This window comes from Brevibacillus laterosporus (genome assembly GCA_007833815.1).
Lineage (GTDB): Bacteria > Bacillota > Bacilli > Brevibacillales > Brevibacillaceae > Brevibacillus_B > Brevibacillus_B laterosporus_D.
Window position 1 is genome coordinate 5,512,501 of sequence record CP033464.1, and the last position, 21,995, is coordinate 5,534,495.

The 21,995-nt window shown below is 40.6% G+C and carries 22 protein-coding genes and 1 pseudogene (1 of these 23 running past the window's edge); 5 read left to right on the plus strand and 18 right to left on the minus strand.

Translation table 11 applies throughout. The annotated features are described in order from the left end of the window. The 3 genes from thiI to EEL30_27065 all read right to left on the minus strand — a co-directional run. A protein-coding gene (thiI, locus tag EEL30_27055) for a tRNA 4-thiouridine(8) synthase ThiI (protein QDX95593.1) crosses the window boundary here: on the minus strand, positions 1-633 show its 5' portion. It extends 567 nt beyond the left edge of the window; the window shows 633 of its 1,200 coding nt (coding positions 1-633); the start codon lies at positions 631-633; its stop codon lies beyond the left edge, outside the window. A gap of 12 nt (positions 634-645) precedes the next feature. Continuing rightward, positions 646-1,791 carry a cysteine desulfurase gene (locus EEL30_27060; protein ID QDX95594.1) on the minus strand — a complete coding sequence of 382 codons (1,146 nt, stop codon included), beginning with the start codon at positions 1,789-1,791 and terminating at the stop codon, positions 646-648. Between the two features lie 565 nt (positions 1,792-2,356). Next, positions 2,357-3,223: a diaminopimelate epimerase gene (locus EEL30_27065; protein QDX95595.1), complete on the minus strand. Its 867-nt coding sequence runs from the start codon at positions 3,221-3,223 to the stop codon at positions 2,357-2,359. A 181-nt stretch (positions 3,224-3,404) separates the two neighbouring features. On the opposite strand from EEL30_27065, the gene EEL30_27070 reads away from it, so the two are divergent. Continuing rightward, the gene (locus EEL30_27070) at positions 3,405-3,929 is read left to right on the plus strand and encodes a DUF84 family protein (GenBank protein QDX95596.1); all 525 of its coding nucleotides are present in this window, start codon (positions 3,405-3,407) and stop codon (positions 3,927-3,929) included. A 161-nt stretch (positions 3,930-4,090) separates the two neighbouring features. Here the strand turns inward: EEL30_27070 and EEL30_27075 are convergent, their stop codons facing one another. After that, positions 4,091-4,669, minus strand: coding sequence for a hypothetical protein (locus EEL30_27075; protein QDX95597.1), 579 nt, complete (start codon positions 4,667-4,669; stop codon positions 4,091-4,093). A 94-nt stretch (positions 4,670-4,763) separates the two neighbouring features. Next, positions 4,764-5,375 (minus strand): hypothetical protein, encoded by a 612-nt coding sequence (locus EEL30_27080; GenBank protein QDX95598.1) that lies wholly within the window; start codon positions 5,373-5,375, stop codon positions 4,764-4,766. Positions 5,376-5,468: 93 nt separating this feature from the next. Here EEL30_27080 and EEL30_27085 point away from each other — a divergent pair, with 93 nt between their 5' ends. Further along, positions 5,469-6,083 carry a hypothetical protein gene (locus tag EEL30_27085; GenBank protein QDX95599.1) on the plus strand — a complete coding sequence of 205 codons (615 nt, stop codon included), beginning with the start codon at positions 5,469-5,471 and terminating at the stop codon, positions 6,081-6,083. A gap of 159 nt (positions 6,084-6,242) precedes the next feature. On the opposite strand, the gene EEL30_27090 is transcribed toward EEL30_27085, so the two are convergent. Further along, positions 6,243-6,455, minus strand: coding sequence for a DUF1540 domain-containing protein (locus EEL30_27090; protein ID QDX95600.1), 213 nt, complete (start codon positions 6,453-6,455; stop codon positions 6,243-6,245). A gap of 125 nt (positions 6,456-6,580) precedes the next feature. On the opposite strand from EEL30_27090, the gene EEL30_27095 reads away from it, so the two are divergent. Further along, positions 6,581-7,357, plus strand: coding sequence for an SDR family NAD(P)-dependent oxidoreductase (locus EEL30_27095; protein ID QDX95901.1), 777 nt, complete (start codon positions 6,581-6,583; stop codon positions 7,355-7,357). A gap of 8 nt (positions 7,358-7,365) precedes the next feature. Here the strand turns inward: EEL30_27095 and EEL30_27100 are convergent. The 6 genes and pseudogenes from EEL30_27100 to EEL30_27125 all read right to left on the minus strand — a co-directional run bounded on the left by EEL30_27100 (position 7,366) and on the right by EEL30_27125 (position 12,199). Beyond that, positions 7,366-8,573, minus strand: a pseudogene (locus EEL30_27100) (MFS transporter). Positions 8,574-8,822: 249 nt separating this feature from the next. Beyond that, complete coding sequence (codY, locus tag EEL30_27105; GenBank protein ID QDX95601.1) at positions 8,823-9,599, minus strand: GTP-sensing pleiotropic transcriptional regulator CodY; 777 nt, start codon at positions 9,597-9,599, stop codon at positions 8,823-8,825. A gap of 210 nt (positions 9,600-9,809) precedes the next feature. Beyond that, positions 9,810-10,403 carry a hypothetical protein gene (locus EEL30_27110; protein ID QDX95602.1) on the minus strand — a complete coding sequence of 198 codons (594 nt, stop codon included), beginning with the start codon at positions 10,401-10,403 and terminating at the stop codon, positions 9,810-9,812. A 94-nt stretch (positions 10,404-10,497) separates the two neighbouring features. After that, complete coding sequence (locus EEL30_27115) at positions 10,498-11,274, minus strand: sporulation protein SpoOM (GenBank protein QDX95603.1); 777 nt, start codon at positions 11,272-11,274, stop codon at positions 10,498-10,500. Between the two features lie 101 nt (positions 11,275-11,375). Continuing rightward, positions 11,376-11,888, minus strand: coding sequence for a hypothetical protein (locus tag EEL30_27120; GenBank protein ID QDX95604.1), 513 nt, complete (start codon positions 11,886-11,888; stop codon positions 11,376-11,378). After that, positions 11,885-12,199 carry a sporulation protein gene (locus tag EEL30_27125; protein QDX95605.1) on the minus strand — a complete coding sequence of 105 codons (315 nt, stop codon included), beginning with the start codon at positions 12,197-12,199 and terminating at the stop codon, positions 11,885-11,887. Before EEL30_27125 ends, EEL30_27120 begins: the two co-directional genes overlap by 4 nt. 413 nt (positions 12,200-12,612) lie before the next feature. Between EEL30_27125 and EEL30_27130 the strand changes: the two genes are divergently transcribed. After that, positions 12,613-13,860, plus strand: a complete 1,248-nt coding sequence (locus EEL30_27130) for an MFS transporter (GenBank protein ID QDX95606.1) — start codon at positions 12,613-12,615, stop codon at positions 13,858-13,860. Between the two features lie 480 nt (positions 13,861-14,340). On the opposite strand, the gene EEL30_27135 is transcribed toward EEL30_27130, so the two are convergent. The 3 genes from EEL30_27135 to EEL30_27145 all read right to left on the minus strand — a co-directional run bounded on the left by EEL30_27135 (position 14,341) and on the right by EEL30_27145 (position 16,815). Next, a complete protein-coding gene (locus EEL30_27135) occupies positions 14,341-14,961 on the minus strand; it encodes a class I SAM-dependent methyltransferase (GenBank protein QDX95607.1) in 621 nt (206 codons plus the stop codon). A 243-nt stretch (positions 14,962-15,204) separates the two neighbouring features. After that, positions 15,205-15,711, minus strand: a complete 507-nt coding sequence (locus EEL30_27140; GenBank protein QDX95608.1) for a hypothetical protein — start codon at positions 15,709-15,711, stop codon at positions 15,205-15,207. Between the two features lie 27 nt (positions 15,712-15,738). Beyond that, entirely contained in the window at positions 15,739-16,815 is a 1,077-nt protein-coding gene (locus tag EEL30_27145; GenBank protein ID QDX95609.1) for a M42 family peptidase, read from the minus strand. 302 nt (positions 16,816-17,117) lie between these two features. On the opposite strand from EEL30_27145, the gene EEL30_27150 reads away from it, so the two are divergent. Further along, positions 17,118-18,395 (plus strand): NAD(P)/FAD-dependent oxidoreductase, encoded by a 1,278-nt coding sequence (locus EEL30_27150; GenBank protein QDX95902.1) that lies wholly within the window; start codon positions 17,118-17,120, stop codon positions 18,393-18,395. A 342-nt stretch (positions 18,396-18,737) separates the two neighbouring features. On the opposite strand, the gene EEL30_27155 is transcribed toward EEL30_27150, so the two are convergent. Genes EEL30_27155 through EEL30_27165 form a run of 3 tightly spaced genes read right to left on the minus strand, consistent with a single transcriptional unit; the run spans position 18,738 to position 21,993 of the window. Continuing rightward, positions 18,738-18,935 carry a hypothetical protein gene (locus EEL30_27155; GenBank protein ID QDX95610.1) on the minus strand — a complete coding sequence of 66 codons (198 nt, stop codon included), beginning with the start codon at positions 18,933-18,935 and terminating at the stop codon, positions 18,738-18,740. 2 nt (positions 18,936-18,937) lie between these two features. After that, complete coding sequence (locus EEL30_27160) at positions 18,938-21,340, minus strand: septation ring formation regulator EzrA (GenBank protein QDX95611.1); 2,403 nt, start codon at positions 21,338-21,340, stop codon at positions 18,938-18,940. Then, positions 21,337-21,993: a TetR/AcrR family transcriptional regulator gene (locus EEL30_27165; protein QDX95612.1), complete on the minus strand. Its 657-nt coding sequence runs from the start codon at positions 21,991-21,993 to the stop codon at positions 21,337-21,339. Before EEL30_27165 ends, EEL30_27160 begins: the two co-directional genes overlap by 4 nt. Positions 21,994-21,995: the final 2 nt, after the last annotated feature.

Genomic DNA, 21,995 nt, shown 5'->3' on the forward strand with positions numbered 1-21,995 from the left:
ACTATGGAAATGAATTGCTTCTAATCTTACTCCACGCTTCATTGTCATCCAACCAGCCACAGGGCTATCAATCCCACCGGATAATAGTAGCAAGACCTTACCACTAGCACCTACAGGTAATCCACCAGCACATGGTAGGGTTTCACTGCTAATAAAAGTACCTTCCGCACGGATTTCCACCTTAACAGAGGCTTCCGGTTGGTGAAGATCTACTTTTAATCCTTCTATATTACGCAACAGGTGGGTACCCACCATGCGACTAACATCCATCGAAGCCATTGGATAACGCTTATCCGCTCTTCTTGTGTCTACTCGGAAGGTACGTGGAGCTGGCGACAGAGATTGAACCAAGCGAAGAGTTCCTTCTTTGATCGCTTCTTCTGTTTGTTCTACTTGGATCGTTGGGCTAATGGAAGTAATTCCAAACACTGCCTGTAGCTTTTCCATAACCTCATAGGCGTTCTCCCCATTCAGTTGAACATACATCCGACCGTAACGACGATATACCTCCACTGAGGAGTGTGTCACCAAAACATTACGTACATTTCTCATCAACGTATCTTCAAATTGATCACGGTTACGTCCTTTTAGTGCTAATTCGCCATAGCGAATCAAAATTACATCATAGTTCATTGTTGTCATCCTCTACACTTTTGTATATGGTAAAATGCGATTTTTGCATGTTAGCAGCGCTACTAGGAATTTCTCCACGTCATCCTTTGTATTTTGCTTTCCTAGACTTATCCGTAAAGACGATTTGGCTTGTTCACGACTCATCCCTGTCGCTACCAATACTGGACTTGGCTCATCTGATTTAGCTGAACAAGCGGAGCGAGTAGACACACAGAATCCTTCCGCTTCCAAGGCATGCAACAAGACTTCTGCTTTCATCCCTTTTACGGAAATATTTAAGATATGGGGTGCCACTTCTGTTTCAGGTGTATTTATCATACAGCCAGGAATCTGTTTAATTCCTTCCCTCAAACGTTGTTGCATCTCTTTCAAACGAGGAATATCTTGATTAGCAGTCTCTTCGACTAGGCGCATAGCTTTTGCCATTCCTGCAATTCCAGGTATATTTTCCGTACCAGAACGGAATCCACTCTCCTGACCACCACCTTTTAATAAAGGCTCAATCAACAAATTTTCTCGTTTTACTAGTATACCAACACCACGAGGACCATGAAATTTGTGGGCAGACAAGCTAAGCAAATCAACTCCCCACTCATTGATCCGAAGAGGTACTTTTCCAAAACTTTGAACCGCATCTACATGGAACAAGACTTTAGGGAACAGCTTAAGATACGTACCTATCTGATTAATAGGTTGGATTGTCCCTAATTCATTATTAACATGCATAATAGAAACCAGTATTGTATCTGGTCGCAACGCTTGTTTTAGATCGTCTAGTGAAACTCTTCCTTCCTTATTTACAGGAAGATAAGTTACCTCGTAGCCAAATTCCTCTAGTTGTTTACATACATCCAATACAGAGGCGTGCTCTACTTGACTAGTAATAATATGGCGACCACGCTCACGATAGCGCATGGCTACACCTTTAATCGCTGTATTATTGCTTTCCGTGCCACCGGAAGTAAAGAAAATCTCAGCTGGTTTCTTTTGCAAAGCATGAGCAGCAATTTGGCGAGCCTGTTTTAAAACATTCTCTGCTTCTACGCCCATACGATGCAAGGAAGAAGGATTCCCATAGTAAGCTTCCATAGTCCGCTTCATGGTTTCAATCACCTGCGGATGAGGTTGGGTCGTGGCACTATTATCCAGGTAAATCACGGCAAAGACACCCTTCCTACAATTCAAATCTGGGTCGAACTGTCTTACATCATACCATATTGTTTGTTTTTACAACTACCTTCATGCTGTACTTCTTTACTTCGACTTGGTAATTGCTGTAGGTCTTTATTTGTCCTTATGCATAAGAGCGAACCTCTCGTACTATCCTAACCAGCATCTATAATATTCTAGCAAGCGCTCGTTCACATTTAAGTCATAGTTGCAAACGCTTTCAACATATTTCGCCGCTTTACACACACCTCTATATTTGTTAGAATTATCAATAAATTTAAAGAAAAAGGGGCTTTTATCATGACCGTCATGGAAAAAATCAAACAAATGGAAGATGAATTACAGCGTTTAAAACAAGAAGTTATTGAAGAGGCAAAACAATCCAAGACATTTTATACGGATGATGAAGCTTCCCACGATGTCTTAACAGAGGTTTACAACTAAGCATGGACATGGAAATTCGCTTAAGCTTAATGACAAGCTTACACAGGAAAAGTGGTTACTCACTCTACGAGGAGATAACCACTTTTTTGTCTTTCTTTATTAGAGAAAGCTATTTTTCAAGTATGGGCAATGTTTCGAAATACTCCCCGGCAAATACTTCTGTTGCTGCACCCGTCATATATACATGCTGGTCATCTTCACGCCATTCAATCTGCAAATCGCCACCTAGCAAATGGATCGTCGCCATTCGCTCTGCTTTTCCTTCCAAAACAGCAGCTACTAATGCAGCACATGCTCCTGTTCCGCAGGCAAGTGTTACTCCAGAGCCACGTTCCCACACACGAAAGGTAATATCAGAAGCTGTATTGATTGAGATAAATTCAATGTTGGCTCTTTCAGGGAATAAGGAATGCTTTTCTAACAATGGCCCATAGGTAGTTACATCTTCCTCGGATATGTTATCCGTCAGAATTACCACATGTGGATTTCCCATAGATACAGCTGTAAAAGTAAAGGTACGTCCATTTATTTCCACCTGTTCACTAATTGCTTCGGTGTCAGGATTTCCTGTCATAGGAATTTGTCCACGTAAAAGACGTGGCTTCCCCATATCAACTGTCACCTTTTCTACTTTGCCATCCAGCCCTACGTGTACAACTGGTGTAACAATTCCTCCACTTGTTTCAATGGTAAAAGAGGTTTCATTCGTTAAGCCATGATCGAATACATATTTGCTAACACAACGCAGACCGTTGCCACAATTGCGCGCCTCGCTACCATCATTATTAAATACTCTCATCCGAAAATTCGCTATTTCAGACGGCATAATCAGAATCAAACCATCTGCCCCGATACCGAAATGTTGCTGGCTTACTCTTCGTGAAAGCTCCGGCAAATCTACGTTCGTAAGCGGTTCTGCAAAACAATTGACATATACATAATCATTGCCTATCCCATGCATTTTGGTAAACTTCATCCCCGACTCCCACCATTCCGAGTTTTCCCCTCATTGTATCACACGCAATGTATTGCGTGGTTTCTTCCTTCATCATAGTTGTTTGATAAAAACATCTGTTGACAAGCTACCCTTGCTTACAACAGATGGGCAAATATTCACCTGCTATAATAAGAAGAAACAAAGCTGGGAGGGAATACAATTGTTTAATCAACTTGCTTTAGGAAGTCATAATCAAGCTAAACAGAAAGCTATTTTTTTAGCTACTGGCATTCAACCTCATTGTGTAAGTGTACCTTCAGGAGTGTCCGAGCAACCTTTATCGGAGGATGAAACGATTAGAGGAGCCATTGAGCGAGCCAAACAAGCCTTTGAGGCAGTACCGAATGCAGAGATAGGTTTAGGATTAGAAGGTGGTCTGGCCTTTGATTCCATCTATACAAAGCAGTGGTACCTGATATCCATCTGTGCCGCTTGGAATGGTGAAGTGTTACATATTGGTAAAGGACTTGCTTTTCCAATCCCCAACCAAATCGGTGAGACCATGAAAACGTCTGGTAGAGAATTACGTGAAGTGATCGACAGCTTATCAGGTACCCTCAACAGTAACCATAAGGAGGGAGCATACGGACTTTTTACAGAAGGTAAAATTACTCGCGCCCATGTCTTTAAAGAAGCAGTTATTGCTGCCTTGACGCCGTTTGAATCAGATTATTATCGCTCCTGATAAGTCTTTATCCCCACGCTATCGTGGGGATAAAGATATAAGTGATATCATTTCAACTTTAGTAAAACCAGCATTATTTTTCATATTGTCCCGTTATAGCATCAATACTTCCTGATTCTCCATCATTCGGAATAGGTGTATAGACAAGAATTGGAGTTTGTTTAATTGATTGATTTTTCTAAAACAATGGACGGATCAGAAAATATTGGCTTATCTGTTAGCCATCCTGCCACATGAAGATTGTTGACAAATCTTGTATATTGGACTAGCGTCTCTTTATCATTAGCAACTACGGAATTCATTTGGTATTCCTCAAAAGATTGTCCAATAAAATCTTGTAAAAAAGCTTTTGCTCTTTTTAACGCAATCTCTTTTGGAGTAGCTACATTTTTGTCATCTTCACTTGAGAGGTTGTCCCTGTAAAGAAGAAGCAATCCATTTTGGCTGTCGATGCTTACATCACGGTACAAAGTCACTTTGTCCTTCTCTCTCTTCCGAAACTCAATGTAATATTCACTTTTTTGGCTTTGTTTAGAGGGCTCAAGAAATATGATCTGCTCTGACCCTCGCATCTCCGGAAATTCTTTATCCGATTTCTCTAATGTCTGTGTAGCTATTCCCACGACCTCAGTTACTTGGCCATCTTCTAATTGACCATCTTCGTCTTTAGGCAATAACGAGTTTAAAAACGGAAATGTAGCAGTAAACTTGCATGTAGACTCTAGAACATCCCCCTCCACTCTTTTTATTCAACACAAAGTAGGGGCTGACTCAACAGGTTAAAATACCTGCGAGACAGCCCCTTCTTTGTCAATCATGTCAATAAACAATGATCTACCGGGCAGCGTAATAAGGATAAATTAAGAGCGCCCCGACAAATGCAAGAGCCCCTATAACCATTGCCCAAGTTCCCAGTGATCTTGCCTCACGACGGAAAGCAAGAAACCCTAGCACAATTCCCAGTGGCCCTAAAACATAAGGCAACAGGAACAAGGACAAGATGGAAGAACCTAGCCCCACCATACCTATTCCGCTTCCCTGTACCAAAGTGCCACTGTTCTCTTCTGCTCGTCTAGTTGCTCGCAAGCTGGATTCATCACCATCCCGCAACCGTGTTGGACGGTACGGCTCAGCGATTTCCGCAGCTGTTTCCGTTGTGACATCATTACGATAAGACATCGCATCATTGTTATCGACTTGAGAAGATGTCGCCACCGCTTGCACAGATTGATCTAGATCGCCTGAATAGCGCTCTGTCTGCGTCCGAGGATTATATTCCATATTCCCCTTTGTTTCAGTAGCACCTGGTTCCATCGTAGCTCGCATCCATGAATCATTCGCTAGCTCCGTGTCATACGATTTTGTATCAATTTTGTCCTTGCGGCTTTGAGCAGTCCTCGCTTCCTTCTGCTCACCACGTAAACGTCGTTTCTGATCGTTACCCATGCTGTGCTCCAACCCCTTTTTTAATCAGGATGAAATGAAGGAAGTAGCCTTATTCTCTGTCTTCGGTGTACAATTTACTCAGGAGGTGTGGAGATGACAAACAATAAATCACTAAGAATTGGCATTGATATTGACGGTACCGTTACCGATCCGGGCAGTATTGTCCCATTTCTAAATCGAACTTATGGCAAAAATTTAACACTACAAGATTGCTTTGAATATAATTTAGCGAATGTATATCAGATAACAGATGAAGAATTTAATACCTGGCTTCTACAAAATAGCCAGGAGGTTTACTCCCATTCGCTTTTACATGGTAACGCCTCCGAAATTTTGCAAAACTGGTACCTATCGCACGAACTCATCTATATCAGTGCCAGAGCCTTAGATGATATGGATGTAACCAAAGCTTGGTTTACTAAACATCATATCCCTTATCATCATATTGATCTGGTTGGCTGTCATGATAAAGTTAGTGCCGCAAAAACATGGAGCATTGATCTATTCATGGAAGATCGTCTGGAAAATGCCTTGCAATTATCTAGTGAGCTCGAAATTCCTGTTCTGTTGTTTGACACGCCCTATAATCAGGGAGAGTTACCATCCCTAGTCCATCGGATTACTAGCTGGGATGAAGCTAATGCATTTATGAACCGGATGAAAATGGGACATACAGCAGGAACGACTTTAGAAAAACAAGCCTTGTAAGACAAGTGATTCTTTCTTACATAGCCAAATAGCTGACAAAAAAAGACGTAACCTTGCGAGAGGTTACGTCTTTTACATGTCGCCCGTTTTTAGTTGTTATCTCCGCTGAAAACGTCACTTTTTCTTTCATCTCAAGTAATCAACGTCGCATTTGAATGATTACTCCTTTGGTTTAAACGTATGACAACAGGTTTCACGAGAAGTTGTTGCATAATCACGGTGCTCTGTATCATAACCGAACTCGCCTGCCATTTCAGCGTTGTACTTTTTGTTTGCATGGGCGTCAATCTCAACCATAATTGCTTCGGCATTACAGTTATTTCCCTGCCCCCAGTACGTGCAACTCGCTACACTACATTTTACTTCTGGCATGTTGGTCACCTCCTATGGGCTATACTGCACCCATATGAAGACTTTTATAACCGTTACATTCAGGATTTTTTTACATAGTATAGCGGTAATGGTAGGATATCTACAGGAGGTGAATGATTACCATTATGAGTAAACCAGTAGTAATTGTTACAGGAGGTACCGGTGGACTTGGAATGGCACTCGCCAAGGAGTATATACGTGAGGGATACCATGTGATTATCACAAGCAGAGATCATATGAAACTAAAAAGGGTCCAACATGAATGGAACCGCCCTCCTGTCCTACATATCTATAAACTTGACCTATCTGATAATGAAGCGGTAAGGGCTTTTTCAGCTTGGGTAAAAATTAGATTTGGTCGTTGCGACATTCTTATTAATAATGCAGGTTCTGCTTTATTTAAGCCTTTTTTAGAACACTCGTTGGAAGAAATTCATCAGACCATTGAATCTAATTTATTGGGCACCTTATATATGACCTGTGCTTTTCTACCCATGATGCTCGCTCAATCAGAAGCTAGGATTGTAAACATCGCTTCTCTAGCAGGTCGAGTTGCTTCTGCTAAAACCGCTGTATACGCGGCGACCAAGGCTGCTGTGATAAGATTTAGTGAGTCACTTAGACATGAGCTCGCTTCTACTCAAATCTCTGTCACTTGCGCACTACCCGGACCTATTGATACACCATTCCTCATGTATGCAGACGAAACGGGTTCCTATAAACAAAAGGTAAGTGGCTACCTGTTATCTCCCGAAGCGACTGCAAAAGCCATTATTAAAGCAACAAAACAGAAGCGCTATGAGGTTGCTCTACCAAAACGCCTCCATCTATTGTCGCTTATTTATCCTTTGTTGCCAGAGTTTATCATGAAACGCGTTGCATCCTTATTAAACCGTAAATGATCATACCATCAATACAAGGCACGCAATCTTACCATAGCTAAAATTCCAACTATGATACATAGCGCGGCACAATAGACAAAAATACGATCCATTCCTATTGAAGAAGCCAGGAGGCCGGATAAGAAACTTCCTACAGGTAGACCAAATCCTGTAATGGAACGATTGGCAGTCAATACTCGACCCAATATCTCATTCGGCACCTGTTTTTGGATATAGGTTGAAACCAACACATGAAACGGAGCAAAAACAATGCCTGCAACAAAAAAACACAAAACAGCGACTTCCATACGTTTGGTAAAACCCAGAGGAAATGTAACCAAGCCCCACAAACAAATAATAGCCCCTACTGTCACTCCAATTGGATACTTCCAGTTCTTCGCAATGAATAACACTGAGCCACACAAGGACCCAACAGCTATTGCTGTAAGCATATATCCCTGATAAGCCTCATTACCAAGCCCCCACACTTGCTGTATATACACTGGCAATAATTCCACAGGTGCATATCCCATATTAAAAAACAAACTAAAGAATAAAAGAGAAAGAAGCATCGAATGCGCGCCAATATAACGATACCCTACAACAAGATCTTTCCAGAAATTCAGCAAAGATTCTCGTTTTGTATTACTTACTACGGTAGAACTTGGCTTATATGTATAGGAAACTCGTAAAAAACAAGCTGCACACAAAAAGAAACTAATCGAATCAATAATAATGACGTTAGCAGGTCCAATTAATGTAACAGCCAATCCAGCTAGCATAGGTCCAAAAAGCCAGACAATCTGCCACTGTGCACTCATTACGCTATTTGCTTTTATAATCTGTTCTTTATTCTTGATAAGATGCGGTAACATAGCTTGCTGACCGGTACTGCTTAATGGTGATAACATACCAGCTAAGGCCATACCGTTACTACGGGGACTGTTGGCAAAGAAAGCAAGAAAACAAGCAAGCCATACAAGCATCCTCTTGCCACATTATCAAAAATAATTAATTTGCGCCGATCGATACGATCAAGTAAAACACCTGCTATTAAACCGGATAATAGAGCCGGTACATAATAAGACAAAATGGAAGTACCCATAATAGCTCCAGAACCTGTTCGATGCAACAAATACCAACTTACTCCAAATGATCCAAAAGAATTTCCAACAGCTGATAAAAAGATACCAAGCCAGAACCAACGAAACGATGGTGTCCTCCATAGGTCTCTCATGCTGCACACCTCCTAAAAAAGAGGATATCATATTTGATTAACTTTTTATATAAAAAAATTTAATAAGTGATAATATTTAGTAAATATCTCTTTCATTTTTTGTTAGCAGTTAGATACCATTCTTTACTTTAGTCTATTAAAGTTTCACATGAAACATTAAAAATAATAAAAAAGAAGACATGCTCTAAATAAGCATGTCTTACAAAAGGAAGGAGAACATGGAAACCGTTTGATACTAGGCTTATGTGATTATGATGTTTTCCATTTTTCCAGTTCAGAATGGAATTTATCATTTAACACCTTAATATACGTTCCTTTCATACCAAGAGAACGTGATTCTAGAACACCTGCACTTGCCAGCTTGCGCAATGCATTAACGATAACGGAGCGGGTCAAACCTGCTTGATCTGCTAATTGGCTAGCTACCAATAAGCCTTCTTTGGCATCCAATTGCTCCATGATTTTTTCAATTGCAATTTGCTCGCTATATGATAGAGAAGACAATGCAATCTTAGCAAATGTTTTATCACGAACTTCATTCTCAATTTGTTCTGTACGCTGACGTACAATTTTCATTCCGACTACTGTTGCACCAATTTCAGCTAAAATGAGATCGTCGGTTTCAAAAGCACCAAACGCACGAGTTAATACTAATGTTCCTAATCTACTACCACCTGCATTAATGGGCACAATTGTTGTCATCATTTGCGGAAACAGATTTTTCCACTCAGAAGGAACCATGCTGTAGTTGCTTTGAACAGCTTCGTTAGCTACGGAGAAATGAATCTCCAATAATTTTTCCTTATAGTTTTCAGGCAAGAAGCTTGTAAAACGTCCTGTTTCCTGAATAGAAATCTCTTGTACAAATCCACTACCTAAAATTTGACCATCCGCCGTGATGATATACATATTGGAGTTGATGATATCAGCGAGCAATTTAGCAATATCTTGGTAAGACACTCCACTGCCACCCATAGTTTTTTGTAACATCGTATTTATTCTTCTCGTTTTTTCTAACAAATTCATTTGGAAATTCCTCCTCTAAATGTTTCATGCTCACAGTATTGTCTGAAAAATGTGCCTTGATACCTCGTATTCCAAAAAAATTTTTTCAGACCTATACATACGCCATATTTGAGAGGACTTTTTACGAAAAATGGGACGATTGAAAGCTCTGGAGCCAATCAATAGAAAAAGCCTGGCATTTGCCAAGCCTTTCCAACTAACAAGCACCAGTCATTCATGCACAATGCCTTGACGGTTCCACAAAAATGTAACGACTGACACAATCGAAATCGCTAGAAACGAGTAAGAATAATGGGGCGTATCAGCTAACTGCGAACCAATAAATAAGATGACCATATCAAAAACAAAGATAAAAATCCCGATATTAATTCGTGTTAGATCAGATAAAAATTTAGCCATTAAATCAAATCCATCGGTAGCTGTATTAAATTTAAGTAACAATCCAATACCCGTACCAATGAATAAGCCTCCCAATATACTACTTGATAGTAACGAAAATGATGTGAATGTGGGAACATGCTGTAACGGCGAAAATAAATCAATTAAAAAGGAGGAAAACAATAAACCATTGATGCTGTTGTAAAAATAAGCTCGTTTGGTAAACCAAGCGTATAAGTAGATCGGGATACTTGTTATGATCATCACCAGACCTACCTTGTAGCCAACCATATAGTTGATTATCAAAGCAATGCCTGTCAAACCGCCGTCCATTAATTGATGTGGAATGATAAAACCGTTTACTCCAAGCGCAAGTAATACACTACCTACAATCACAGCTATTCCTTTACGTATCATGTATTCCATACTCTTCTCCTTGGGGATGAGGTCAAGACTAGTGTATGAACAAAGCCTGCTTCTCATACCCAAAAAGGAAAAAGGCGTTAGTAATTCCTATTTCTTATCCAATGCTTTTCATAATCATCTGTTCAATCCAGATTGCCAGCTCTTGAGTTGGTCTATTCTCGTCATTTTCGGATAAATGAAATCTCATATATCGCTCATCCATATCAAACGCTTCCTCCAACATTCCTGCAAATCCACGCTTACGTTTATCTACCTCAAGAAGGACCTCCATTTCATTTTCCCGTAAAAAGAAAATGACTTCCAACTCATCCACATATTTACGAAATTGACCTTGTGGACGAAACTCAAATTCTTGTACAAACGGATAAGGTTGACCAAGTCGACGATTAAATTCACAATCTACTTTATATAACTGGAAGCCTAATGAAGTTATTGCCTCTAACACGTTAGACATCAACGGATGTGGTTTTACTTCAATATAATCCGAGTCACCGGGATCAATAGCATTTTTAATATCTAGGCCTGTACGTAAATAGACCGGCTGTCTACCTATCGTTAAGGGCGTCGCATAAGGTAGCTGGAAGGTAAACGGATAAACCTTCGTTTCTTGCGGTTCAATGGTAAAGGGTTCTGTCAAACGATGTTTTAACAGGATACACTCTTCCTTTGTTTTGTTATTATTACTTTCTCGCTCATAATGAGTTATGACATAAATATAAATCTCATCAATATCCTGTTGAATATCTCCACCGGTGATATGAACCTCGCCTTGTACTAGTTCACCAGGCAGCAATGATTCCTTGAACAGACGTGTATCTACAGTAGCTGCACCAACGCCTACACTCGCCATCATTTTTTTAAATAAAGACATCCCCCAAAACCCCCTCGTTCAAAAAACATTTCTTTAATTGACTATAACTATATACGAACGATTTTGGGCTTCGCTGCATTTTTCTCTCTATCAATAAATGGTCATCCAATTGTTTTCGGCTGTTCTTTGACTATTACGTATAAGTGCAGGACTCGTGAAATTACTAGTGTCTTTATATTTACCTCCATGACCTTTCCCTGAATAATGTACTCTCTTTTTTGCAACAATTCGTGGAGTAATTCATGCATCTCCCCTACTTGTTCGACTTTTTTCCTTTTTAATTGAGCCAGATCCTTTTCTAAGCTGTGCTTCAACTCTTCTTCTACAAATGTATTGGGCCGTTGTCCTAAAAAGGTGATTTCAACATCCTCAATCACGACGTTTTGCTTTCTACGTGCCACTTTATGCAATTCATTGAGGCTATCCATCTCGCTTTGTAGGCGATCATTTAAAACATATAGATTCTTGTTCTCCAGCATTAAATCTTCCATCCTTTGAGTAAATAGGAATAAAAATATAGCTCCCCCTGCGATTGCTCCTAGAATAAACAAGCTGATATAGCGCAGGTAACGACGTAATTTAGGTAGTTGTTGCTCCCCCTGCTTACTTGTCATGAGCCTCTCCCCTGCGTAAGCCATAACATAGAGATGGTCCCGAGATGCGCTCCGATAAACGCTGCAAAAATATAAATGAGCTGTTTTAAGACAGGTGAGAAATTTCCTACAAATAATTTTTCGATTTGCAAAAATGAGTCAAAGGTGCCTCCAAGAGCTCCGACCAGTCCCATAATTTTGAGTTGAATGGCTAACTCTGATATCACAAGTAACGGGGCTCGATCGCTAAAAAAAGCACCCATGCCTCCAAGCACCGATCCTCCAATAACGATTCCATAAGCAATACAAAACGTTAAAATGACTTGCGCCACTATCTCACGCTCCTTGCTTCATACTTGTACCATTTTTGTGTATGTTCTACCCTACGCGCGAACAGTGCCAAATATGATTGCGACCAAAGAGAGGTCCTAAGCACCTCTCTTCTATCGATCTTTCTTTGTCCGATCTATCTGCCATATGACTTTATTCAAATCCATCATCAATGACGATGGAGACGAGAAAAATCACAACAACGATCCCAATGACAACCTCAAAACCGCCCAGTTTTAAAAAATTTCCCATAATCTCCCTCCTACTCGCTCCTTTTCTATAGGGATATGTCACGGTTGCAAAAAAGTCCCTAGGTAGTTGCCCAATTTCATGGATTTTGGGCTGACGAATAAAGGGAGTCCTTCTTTTCACATACTAAGTCCGACATTAGGGGAGAGGAGGAGGATCAGATACATTGACCACCCCACGTCATTTACTTGGTAATCGCACATTCCTATTTCTGCTGGTTGCAGCTTTTTTCATGCATATCGCAATCTTTCTAGTCACGCCGATTTTTCCTATTTTTTTGGAAAAGGCACGTCATTTGCATGCGAGTCAAATTGGCTTCATTCTTGCTATAACTAGCTTAATGTACCAAATCGGCAGTTTAGTAGGTGGATTTTTATGTGATCGTGTTTCACGGAAGATTGTCATGGTGTGTGGAGCTGCTATTCAGGCAGGTGCCATGTTCGGGTATAGTGGAAGTCAAACCTTCCTGTTATTTATGCTATTTTCGGCCGTTAACGGTAGTGGTATGGGTTTACTAGCCCCTGCCTTAAAGGCAAAAATAGCTGATGTAGTGAAACAAGAAGATCGGACAACCGCTTTTTCATGGCGAGGAATCGCTGCAAACATCGGGATCATTATTGGAGGTCTCACGGTAACATTGCTTGCCTTAAGTACGAATCGACTTGCCTTCATTTACGCAGCAGGGGTTTATGTATTGTTGACCCTTTTTCTACTATTTACCTTACCTAAAGAAGACCGTCAAGAAGCTACCAAAAAATCTCCCTTATCATGGAGCCAGTACAAACAGTTATTTGGCCATCGGAGCTTTCTGTTTTTCTGTCTGGTTTCTCTGCTAGTCTGGGGATTATATGCCCAATTTCCGCTCGTTGTTCCGTTGCGCGGACAACATATTATGGGGACGGGTGCCAAGGTAGGATTAATTTGGACCATTAATTCGATCTGCGTGGTCTTATTTCAAGGTGTCATTGCCCGATATATCTTAGAAAAAATTAGTCCATATTGGGCGATGGTCAGTGGCACCTTGTTTCTTGGTGCAGGGCTGTTCGCCATGGGATTTGCTCAACAGTTCTGGACGTTCAGTGCTGCTGCCATTCTATTTATCATTGGCGAAATGCTAGCTGTACCCGTGTTTGACAGCTTAGTAGGGCATTTTGCTAAACCCCATCTATTAGGAGCCTATTATGGGATCGCGAACGTAGTCACAGGCATTAGTGGCGCCATAGGTAACGCAACTGGTGGTTATATGATTGAGCATTTAGGTGGTGTAGGTAGTATGCGACCTTGGTATATGTATGGCATTATTACATTGATCTCCACTGCCATTCTGACTGCTTTTGCTATCTATGCCAACCCCCGACATAAAAATAAGGGTCCATCCTCTTCTCTACTACTAAAAAAGGAGCGTGCACGATGAATTTCTCATCTGATCATAAGGATTTACAAGGAGCAAACCTTTTGGATAAAGCACCGTTTTCGTCTCTATTGTTTCATATCGAAAATGAGGCTCACGAGGCGATGGTTGAGGAGCATAAGCGGTATAAACCTGAGTACAAGTTTTTGTTTTGGGAATAATAAAACCCTGGAAGGAGTGATGAGAAGATGAATATGGATAAAGAGCGTTTTTCCAACAACTCCAAGGAACGCAGCGAAACGAATACACAGCCTAAAAAAACCCAGGACGATCGTCCCGGCTTTGGTGACAAGAAATTAGAAGGACCAGATCGTCCTTCCACGTAAAACAGACTGGCTTTCATTTGTCTATGCTGAGGCAATTGGAAGCCTTTTTTACGTGAAAAAGGTCCCATCACTAATTAAATGCTCCATATATTCCTGTTAATTTTTCCTAATATCCAGATAACCAGTACTTGAACGAACGAAGTTCAACTTTTAATCCTTACTGACTTTTCATGATAATTTTTCTGTACATTCCATTAAATAAAACTGGGGTATCTTCTTGAATTATTACTTTCTTATGAAATGGTTCAATCATTGTTTCAAAATTACGTCCAATATCCGTACCAAGTATGGAGATGATGGGACGAAGTAGTTGTTTACCAAATGAAAGTTTCTTGTGTTTAGATTCAAATTTATCAAAAACCACAATGTTTCCATGTTCTTTTGTAACACGTATTATTTCTTGCATGCATCGGTTAGCATCAGGTACTACGGAGAGAATTAAATTTGCAATAATCATATCAAATGATTTGTCGGGAAAAAGTAAGTGCTGGGCATCCATTTCGATGAAATCAATATTCATTTGAGTGCTTACTTTTTCTTTAGCTTGAGAAATCATTGAAGATGATATATCAATAGCAGTTATTTGAATGTCCTGTTTGGCAAAAAAACATAGATCAGCTCCCGTACCAACACCCACAATCAAAATATGTTGCCCTGCACGCAAAGGGAGGTCATCAAATACCTGTTTCCTAGCTCGTAGAAAGGATCCACTGTTAAAAAGAGCATCGTAAAACGGAGCCCCTATTCTATAGATGAATTTATTCCAACTATTGTTCATTTCCTTCGCCCCTAACATTCAAATAATGGCTTGAATGTTTATATTATAAGATATAGAATAATATTCAAACAACTATTTTTTTGTTTTCGCTAGCATATATATGGCAAAAAAGCACCCCTCTCCTTCTGTACAACTCCTACAGAATAAAAAGGATGCCTGTAAATTTCCAAAATAGCTGGCTGAAAGGTAGCGTTAGGAAATATATCTGATTCTCCTGCTCGATCAGGAGAATCCTCAGCTACTTCACTTTTGAACCGCTTGGACGTGGTAAGGAACGTACATTTCTTGTAACTGTTCAAAAAACTGCTTTTCTTCTTCAAGAGGAATTACTAATAGCAAATACTGATTGAAATATGAAATAATACGATCAGCTTCCTGCTCTTTGAGAGTAAAACGTGGGAGCTCACCAACATCTTTTACCTCATAAAAGTATTGAAAGCGTTCAGGTGTCATCTTAGCGGTAAAAGTACGGCTTACCACCGTCTCCCCTCGATGATTGTCCTGCACATTTTCCGCAGTAGCACCCAGCAGCTTAAGAATCTTTGCTGCATGTCCCCCTACTTTTTCAACCAGCATGTTGTCGTTATACTCCACCTCTAAATCAGTTAGACGTGTTTGAACAGAGTTAAGCATAGCCATCAATACTTTGCGTACCACCAAGTTGGTTGGAGCAAATTTATGATCATAAAAATTATATTCCAGTACGGCATCTGTAACCGTTTCATGGCGATAAAATTTGATGGCATTCATGGGAATCACGCTTCCTTTCGCATACGCTTATCGGCGACGGGTAGCTTCTAATGTAGCCCAATCCAACTTCTTCACTAGGGCAAACAATAGCTTTTTCGCATTTTGATAATCATCTTCATGCATGATAGAGGCATGACTATGAATGTAACGAGACGGAATACCAATGACCACAGAAGGAACACCTTTACCGTGCATATGGACAGCTCCCGCATCAGTCCCACCTTGGCTAATAAAGTATTGATATTTAATTCCTAGCTCTTCGCATGTATCGATTAACAAATCGCGCAAACCGGGTTGCATAATCATCGTGCGATCCAAGATACGCAATAACAAACCATCACCTAATTTACCCATACCGTCTGTTACACCTGGAATATCACCAGCTGGACTAGCATCTAATGCAATAAACATGTCAGGATCAATCATGTGAGCCGCTGTCTTTGCACCACGTAGGCCCACTTCTTCCTGAACCGTAGCACCTGCATAGATCACATTAGGATGCTGTGGATTTTCGTGTAACTCTTTTAGTAACTCTAAAGAAAGGGCACAACCATACCGGTTATCCCAAGCTTTTGCCATGAATTTTTTTGGATCCGCCATTTGTGTAAAAGGGCAGATCGGTACGATTGGATGACCAGGTTTTACACCTACTTTGAGAACATCTTCTTTAGAATCGCATCCGATATCAATATACATTTTCTTGATATCCATTGGACGATTTCGCATATCGTCACTTAATACATGCGGTGGAATGGAACTAATTACCCCAATAATAGGACCGTTCTCCGTAATAATTTGAACACGTTGTGCCAATAATACCTGGCTCCACCAACCACCCAATGCTTGAAAAGAAATAAAGCCCTTATCAGATATCTGGGTAACCATAAATCCTACTTCGTCCATATGTCCAGCAACCATAATACGAGGACCATGCTCATCCCCACGCTTCACACCAAAAATACTTCCCATATTATCGTAGGTGACTTCTTCTGTATAAGAGGAGATATATTCTTTCATAATGGAGCGGACAGGTCCTTCAAATCCCGAGGCACCAGGCGCTTCTGTTAATTTTTCCCATAATTCTAATTGAAATTGATCGGCCATTACCTTGATCCTCCCAAACTGAGTCTTTTTTGTAGTATTCTATGTAGAGACAATTGTATACTTTTCCATTATCGACTACCTGTTGGACTTATGCAACCATGTAAGTCAGGTAAAACTAAAGAGTGCCCTTATTTAAAAACAATGGAAGTAAAAGGTTTTATTAGTCTTTTTTAGAAATATAATAGCATTCCTTATCAGGCTTATGTCTAGTTTACCCAGTCACTATCCCCTTATCACATCTTGTGTAACAAGCGGGGAAAAGGTGCACAATACCCTATACAGGAAATAAAAGGATGAACATCATGAAGAAAGAAAGATTTGATTGCATTGTTATCGGCGGCGGTCCCGCAGGACTAATGGCTGCGTATTCTGCTGCCAAACACGGCGCCAGTGTCTGTTTATTAGAAAAAGGCGAAAAACTGGGACGTAAACTGATCATTTCAGGTGGCGGACGCTGTAATGTCACAAATGCTAAAGAATTAGAAGAACTTATTAAACAAATTCCTGGAAACGGTCGATTTATGCACAGTGCCTTTGCGCAATTTAATAATCAAGATATTATCTACTTTTTTGAAGGCATGGGCGTTTCATTAAAGGAAGAAGATCGTGGTCGGATGTTTCCCACGACAGATAAAGCGATTACCGTAGCAAATGCTCTTGTTAGTCAATTAAAACAGGAGGGAGTTCAAATTCGCCTACATGCAGAGGTAGAACGTATCCTGTACGAACAAGAGGCTTGTTCAGGAGTTGAATTAAAGAATGGAGAAATTCTGGGGACAAAAGCTGTAATTGTTGCTTCTGGTGGTTGTTCCGTTCCGCAAACTGGTTCAACCGGAGATGGTTACAAATGGGCAAAAGCAGCAGGACATACTATTACTGATTTGTATCCCACTGAAGTGCCATTACGAGTGAGCGATGATCTAATTAAACAAAAAACGTTACAAGGACTCTCTTTACGTGATGTTGAACTGACACTGACCGATCCAAAGGGAAAACGGGTAACTACTCAAGAGGGAGACATGATCTTTACTCACTTTGGGATATCTGGTCCAGCCGTTCTTCGTTTGGGCCATTATGTCTCTGTTACTCAGCGGAAATTCGGCACCGTTCCCCTCCAACTGACAATTGATTTGCTTCCAGATCGTTCGATCGACATCATTTCCCAGGAAACGTGGAAGCTCTGTGAGGAACAACCGAAAAAATCAATTAAGAATGCATTGAAGGGCTATGTACCTGAACGGCTTATTCCTGTTCTATTACAGAAAGCAGAGTTAGATGAAGAGACCACGTTTAGCCATCTCAACAAGCAAAAATGGCAACATTTCACACGTTTCATAAAATCATTCCCGTTAACCATCATTGGAACGTTGTCGTTAGAAGAAGCATTTATTACAGGCGGTGGTATTCAAACGAAGGAAGTAGATCCGAAGACTATGCAGTCTAAAAAAGCAGGTGGATTATTCTTTGCAGGAGAAGTGCTTGATGTGCATGCGCATACCGGTGGTTATAACATTACAATTGCCTTTTCTTCCGGTTATGTAGCAGGCTTACATGCGGCTCAATACACCTTATCTAGTTAATTTCCCTGTAAGTTGTGTACATTTTATAGAGAAATAACGGTTTGCATCATTTTTTTGAAAATACATGTTTAACTATCTCTATTATTGGGGAATATATTACTAATTGCTCTTCCTCCCAGAAGAGCGTCTCAGAACCCTACTCCCCCTAAAAGTAGTTGGTTACTGATTCTCACACCTCTACTCCCTTTATCTTTATCTTTGGAAGCGTCGATCGTTGACGCTTCTTTTTTTGTTTGGAATCGAGCATTGTCTACAAAAAAAGCACGCCTTTTTAAGAAAGACGTGCCTTACTTTATGATAAGAACTTATTCTATAAGGGTTCAATCCTATTGCACAGCACACTTATTTCCGTAATAGCAAGAAGCATCCCAGTATCAAACATGATACACCCAATAGATAAAACGTATTCGCTCGTTGTTTAACCCGTTTCTGGTTTCCTGCAAAGTGAGCACTCAAGCGTCGTTTCCAGCGTTTCGTTTTGGGCTGGATAGCGACTAATAAACCTGCTAACATCAGAAAGTACGGCATAGGATCACTCATCGCTAACGCGCTCCTCTTTTCTTCTTACGTAGCATCCAGCGACTACCTGCTTCATCATCATGGTCACCCTCAATAATTAAGCGGGCTTCTTCTGCCAACTGGTAGGCTTCGGTAAAATACAACTGACGAAAAGCTTGCTCTGATTTCGTTAGCAATTCATTTACCTGACGATTTAAGCGTCGATAGCGATTCGTATATTGAATAGCACCCTCCGCTGATTGACAAGCCGCGATAGTATTTTCGGCCATATAGTGCGTATCCATCAGTTGTTCATGCGCCTCTTCAAGGTAATAAGCAATTTCACGAATGTCATATCGAGTGTTCTCCATTCGTAATTGAATTTGCCCTAATAGACCAACAACTGTATCAAACTTGGTTTTTAAATCATCTGGCACTCCTGGCAGATAACTCCGTTTAATGCGCTGTCGGATACATATTAACTCACCTGAAATGCGCTCCATTTCATCCAAAATATCATCTTCTGTTTCAATGAATGGTTTTTCTTCAATCTTAACCAGCTTCTCAGATTCCTGTGACATCGGTTTAGGGATTTTCGGCATAACCAACTCATATTCAGGATGCTCTTCTCTAGCCGTCTGCTCCTGCTGTCCATGATTGTCATGAGAATTGCGCTTTTGTAAATCATCAGGTAAAAGAGATGCGCTTTTCTCACTATCAGGTGCTTCCACTGTCTCACTTGTCGCAGCTTCTCGATATGCTACAGTCGTATCCGCCAACTCAGATGGATTGGTAGCACGATTATCTGATTCTTGCCTCTCTACTCCAATGTCCTGTTCATCATTCATCTGAGTACCCGCTTCTGAATCTGCTACCTCGTCGACTGCCTGCTTGTCATCATTAATCTCTTGGAAGGTATCCTCACGAGTTAGAACGGGAGAAAGCTGTATTACTTGCGCACGATCAGTGATCCCTTCCTCTTTTTCTCCAAGCACCGCTTCTTCTAGATTGCTATAAATGGATTCCACCTTTAAGACGAACGCTTTTACATGTGTCTGCAACATATGAAAATTGCCCTCTTCTAATGCATTACCAGCGGAGGTTACCAATTGTTTTACCTGCAATAATTCCTCATCAAGCGCTGTTTGATTCAGGTCATACTTACCACCCAATGCGGTCTCGATATCCTGTTCGAGCTGATGCAATTCTTCTTTCATTTCCGTACGCACTTGATTAACATATGTGGGCAACTGTTCTAATAAGTCACTTGTCTCTTTTAAGATAGAGTGGGCTTCAAAAGCTACCTCTGCCGCTTTAACATTATCTCCACTAGCAATGGCAGATTTAATTGTAGCCTTCATTTCACCAATGCGGTCTAGATCCATTTTTAATTCATGGAACGAAAGACCGTATTCCAATCGAACATCAGATAATTTTCGCTCCACCTGTTCTAGCATTTTATCAATCTCTGGTATAGCTTGCTTATTCTCATTTTTCGCCTGTACTACTTGAGTTGTATCATTTTTAAGCTCTTCTAGTTGATCTTCAATATCATTGAGCATCGATTCGCCTTCAATAATGAGGCTATTGGCTGCTTTAAAGCGGAAACGATCACAAGCTTCATCCGCTTCTATAATCAACATTTCAATATCTGGAATACTAGTTCCTAGCAACTTTTCTTTACGTGATGCGAGTGCCACATAGCGTTCTTCCGTAATGCCTGACACACGTCGCTTATTTTTTTCCACTTCAATCTTTTCAATTTTTTCCAGTAATTCATCTTTCCAATCTTCCATCTCATCAATATCACGCATAAGGCTACGGCGACGCATCGTTAGTGTCATCAAATAAATTAGCCCCACAAACAAGGCCCCTGCCAAAACAAATACCCACCAAGGTAACCAGTTCAACAGTGTATTTTCCTGTGACTCGATGTTGGGGTCTGCGTCTGCCGTAGCTGCTGTTTCCGCAGGCTTTGGCATTTTGCCCAATTCATTCTGTACCTCTTTTACAAATTGAGAGATACCCTGATCAAATTTAGCAGTGTTCTTCCAAGGATCAAAATAAGCTGTCAATTTTCCCTTTAATAGCTCAGATTTTGCTCCTTGCTGAACAAGCTTAGGTCCTGCATATACGCCCAGATCCTTCTTTTGCTTGTCCAACACCATGAGGAGAGAATCTTCCTCTAATTTATAATCAGCAAAAAGCTTCTGTGCATATTCATCAGGAGTCTTTGCTTCTGGCTCTGTATTCTCCACCACAACAACCTTATAGGTGCCTGGTGTTTGTTTGAGTGATTCTTCGAGATTTTTTCGTTCTTCTTTTTTAAAAATCTTTGCTTGGTCTTGCACAATGTCATTCGTCTTCTTAGGAAATGCAGACGCCATTGCCACATTGTGAAAGCAAAGAGTACCGGCAAGACATAACAACAACAGCCTTTTTTTCACGGTTGGACAACCCCTTTACCAACTTGTTTCTCATTCAATCTCGTATGTACTAAGAGGGAACGCAAGAATTGAACGCTTGAGGAGACAAGCCATTCACAAAAATCAGCAGAACCCGGTTCTAAATAATATACTTCACGCACAATCTGCGGATTCAGATACGGATAGGTTAAAATACTGGAAAGATTCATTAAGACAGCATCAATGTTGACCGCCCGAAACTCCCCCGCCTGTATCCCTTCTTCTATCACGCTAGCAAAACAGTGCTTCACTTGATGTATGTAGACGGTCATTACTTCTCGAGCGAGCATAGATTCCACACTTAATTCTCGCTGGATTAGCCGAGTTACCAACGCATGTTCATGTTGATAAAAAACATATAGACCCACTATTTTTTCTAACTGCCCCATCGAATTTTGCGGCTTTTCTTCCTCCCATTGTTCCTGTAAGATTTGGAAAAAATGATCATAATAGTGGCTGATCAACTTTTCCAAAACTCCCTGTTTTCCTTGAAAATGGTAAGAAATTAATGCTACATTAACCTGAGCTTTCTCCGCAATTTGACGCACAGTGGTACGATCATACCCTTGTGAATAAAACAGTGAGGCCGCAGCTACCAATATTCGTTCCTTCGTGTTATGCTGTTCAGTTCTCATTT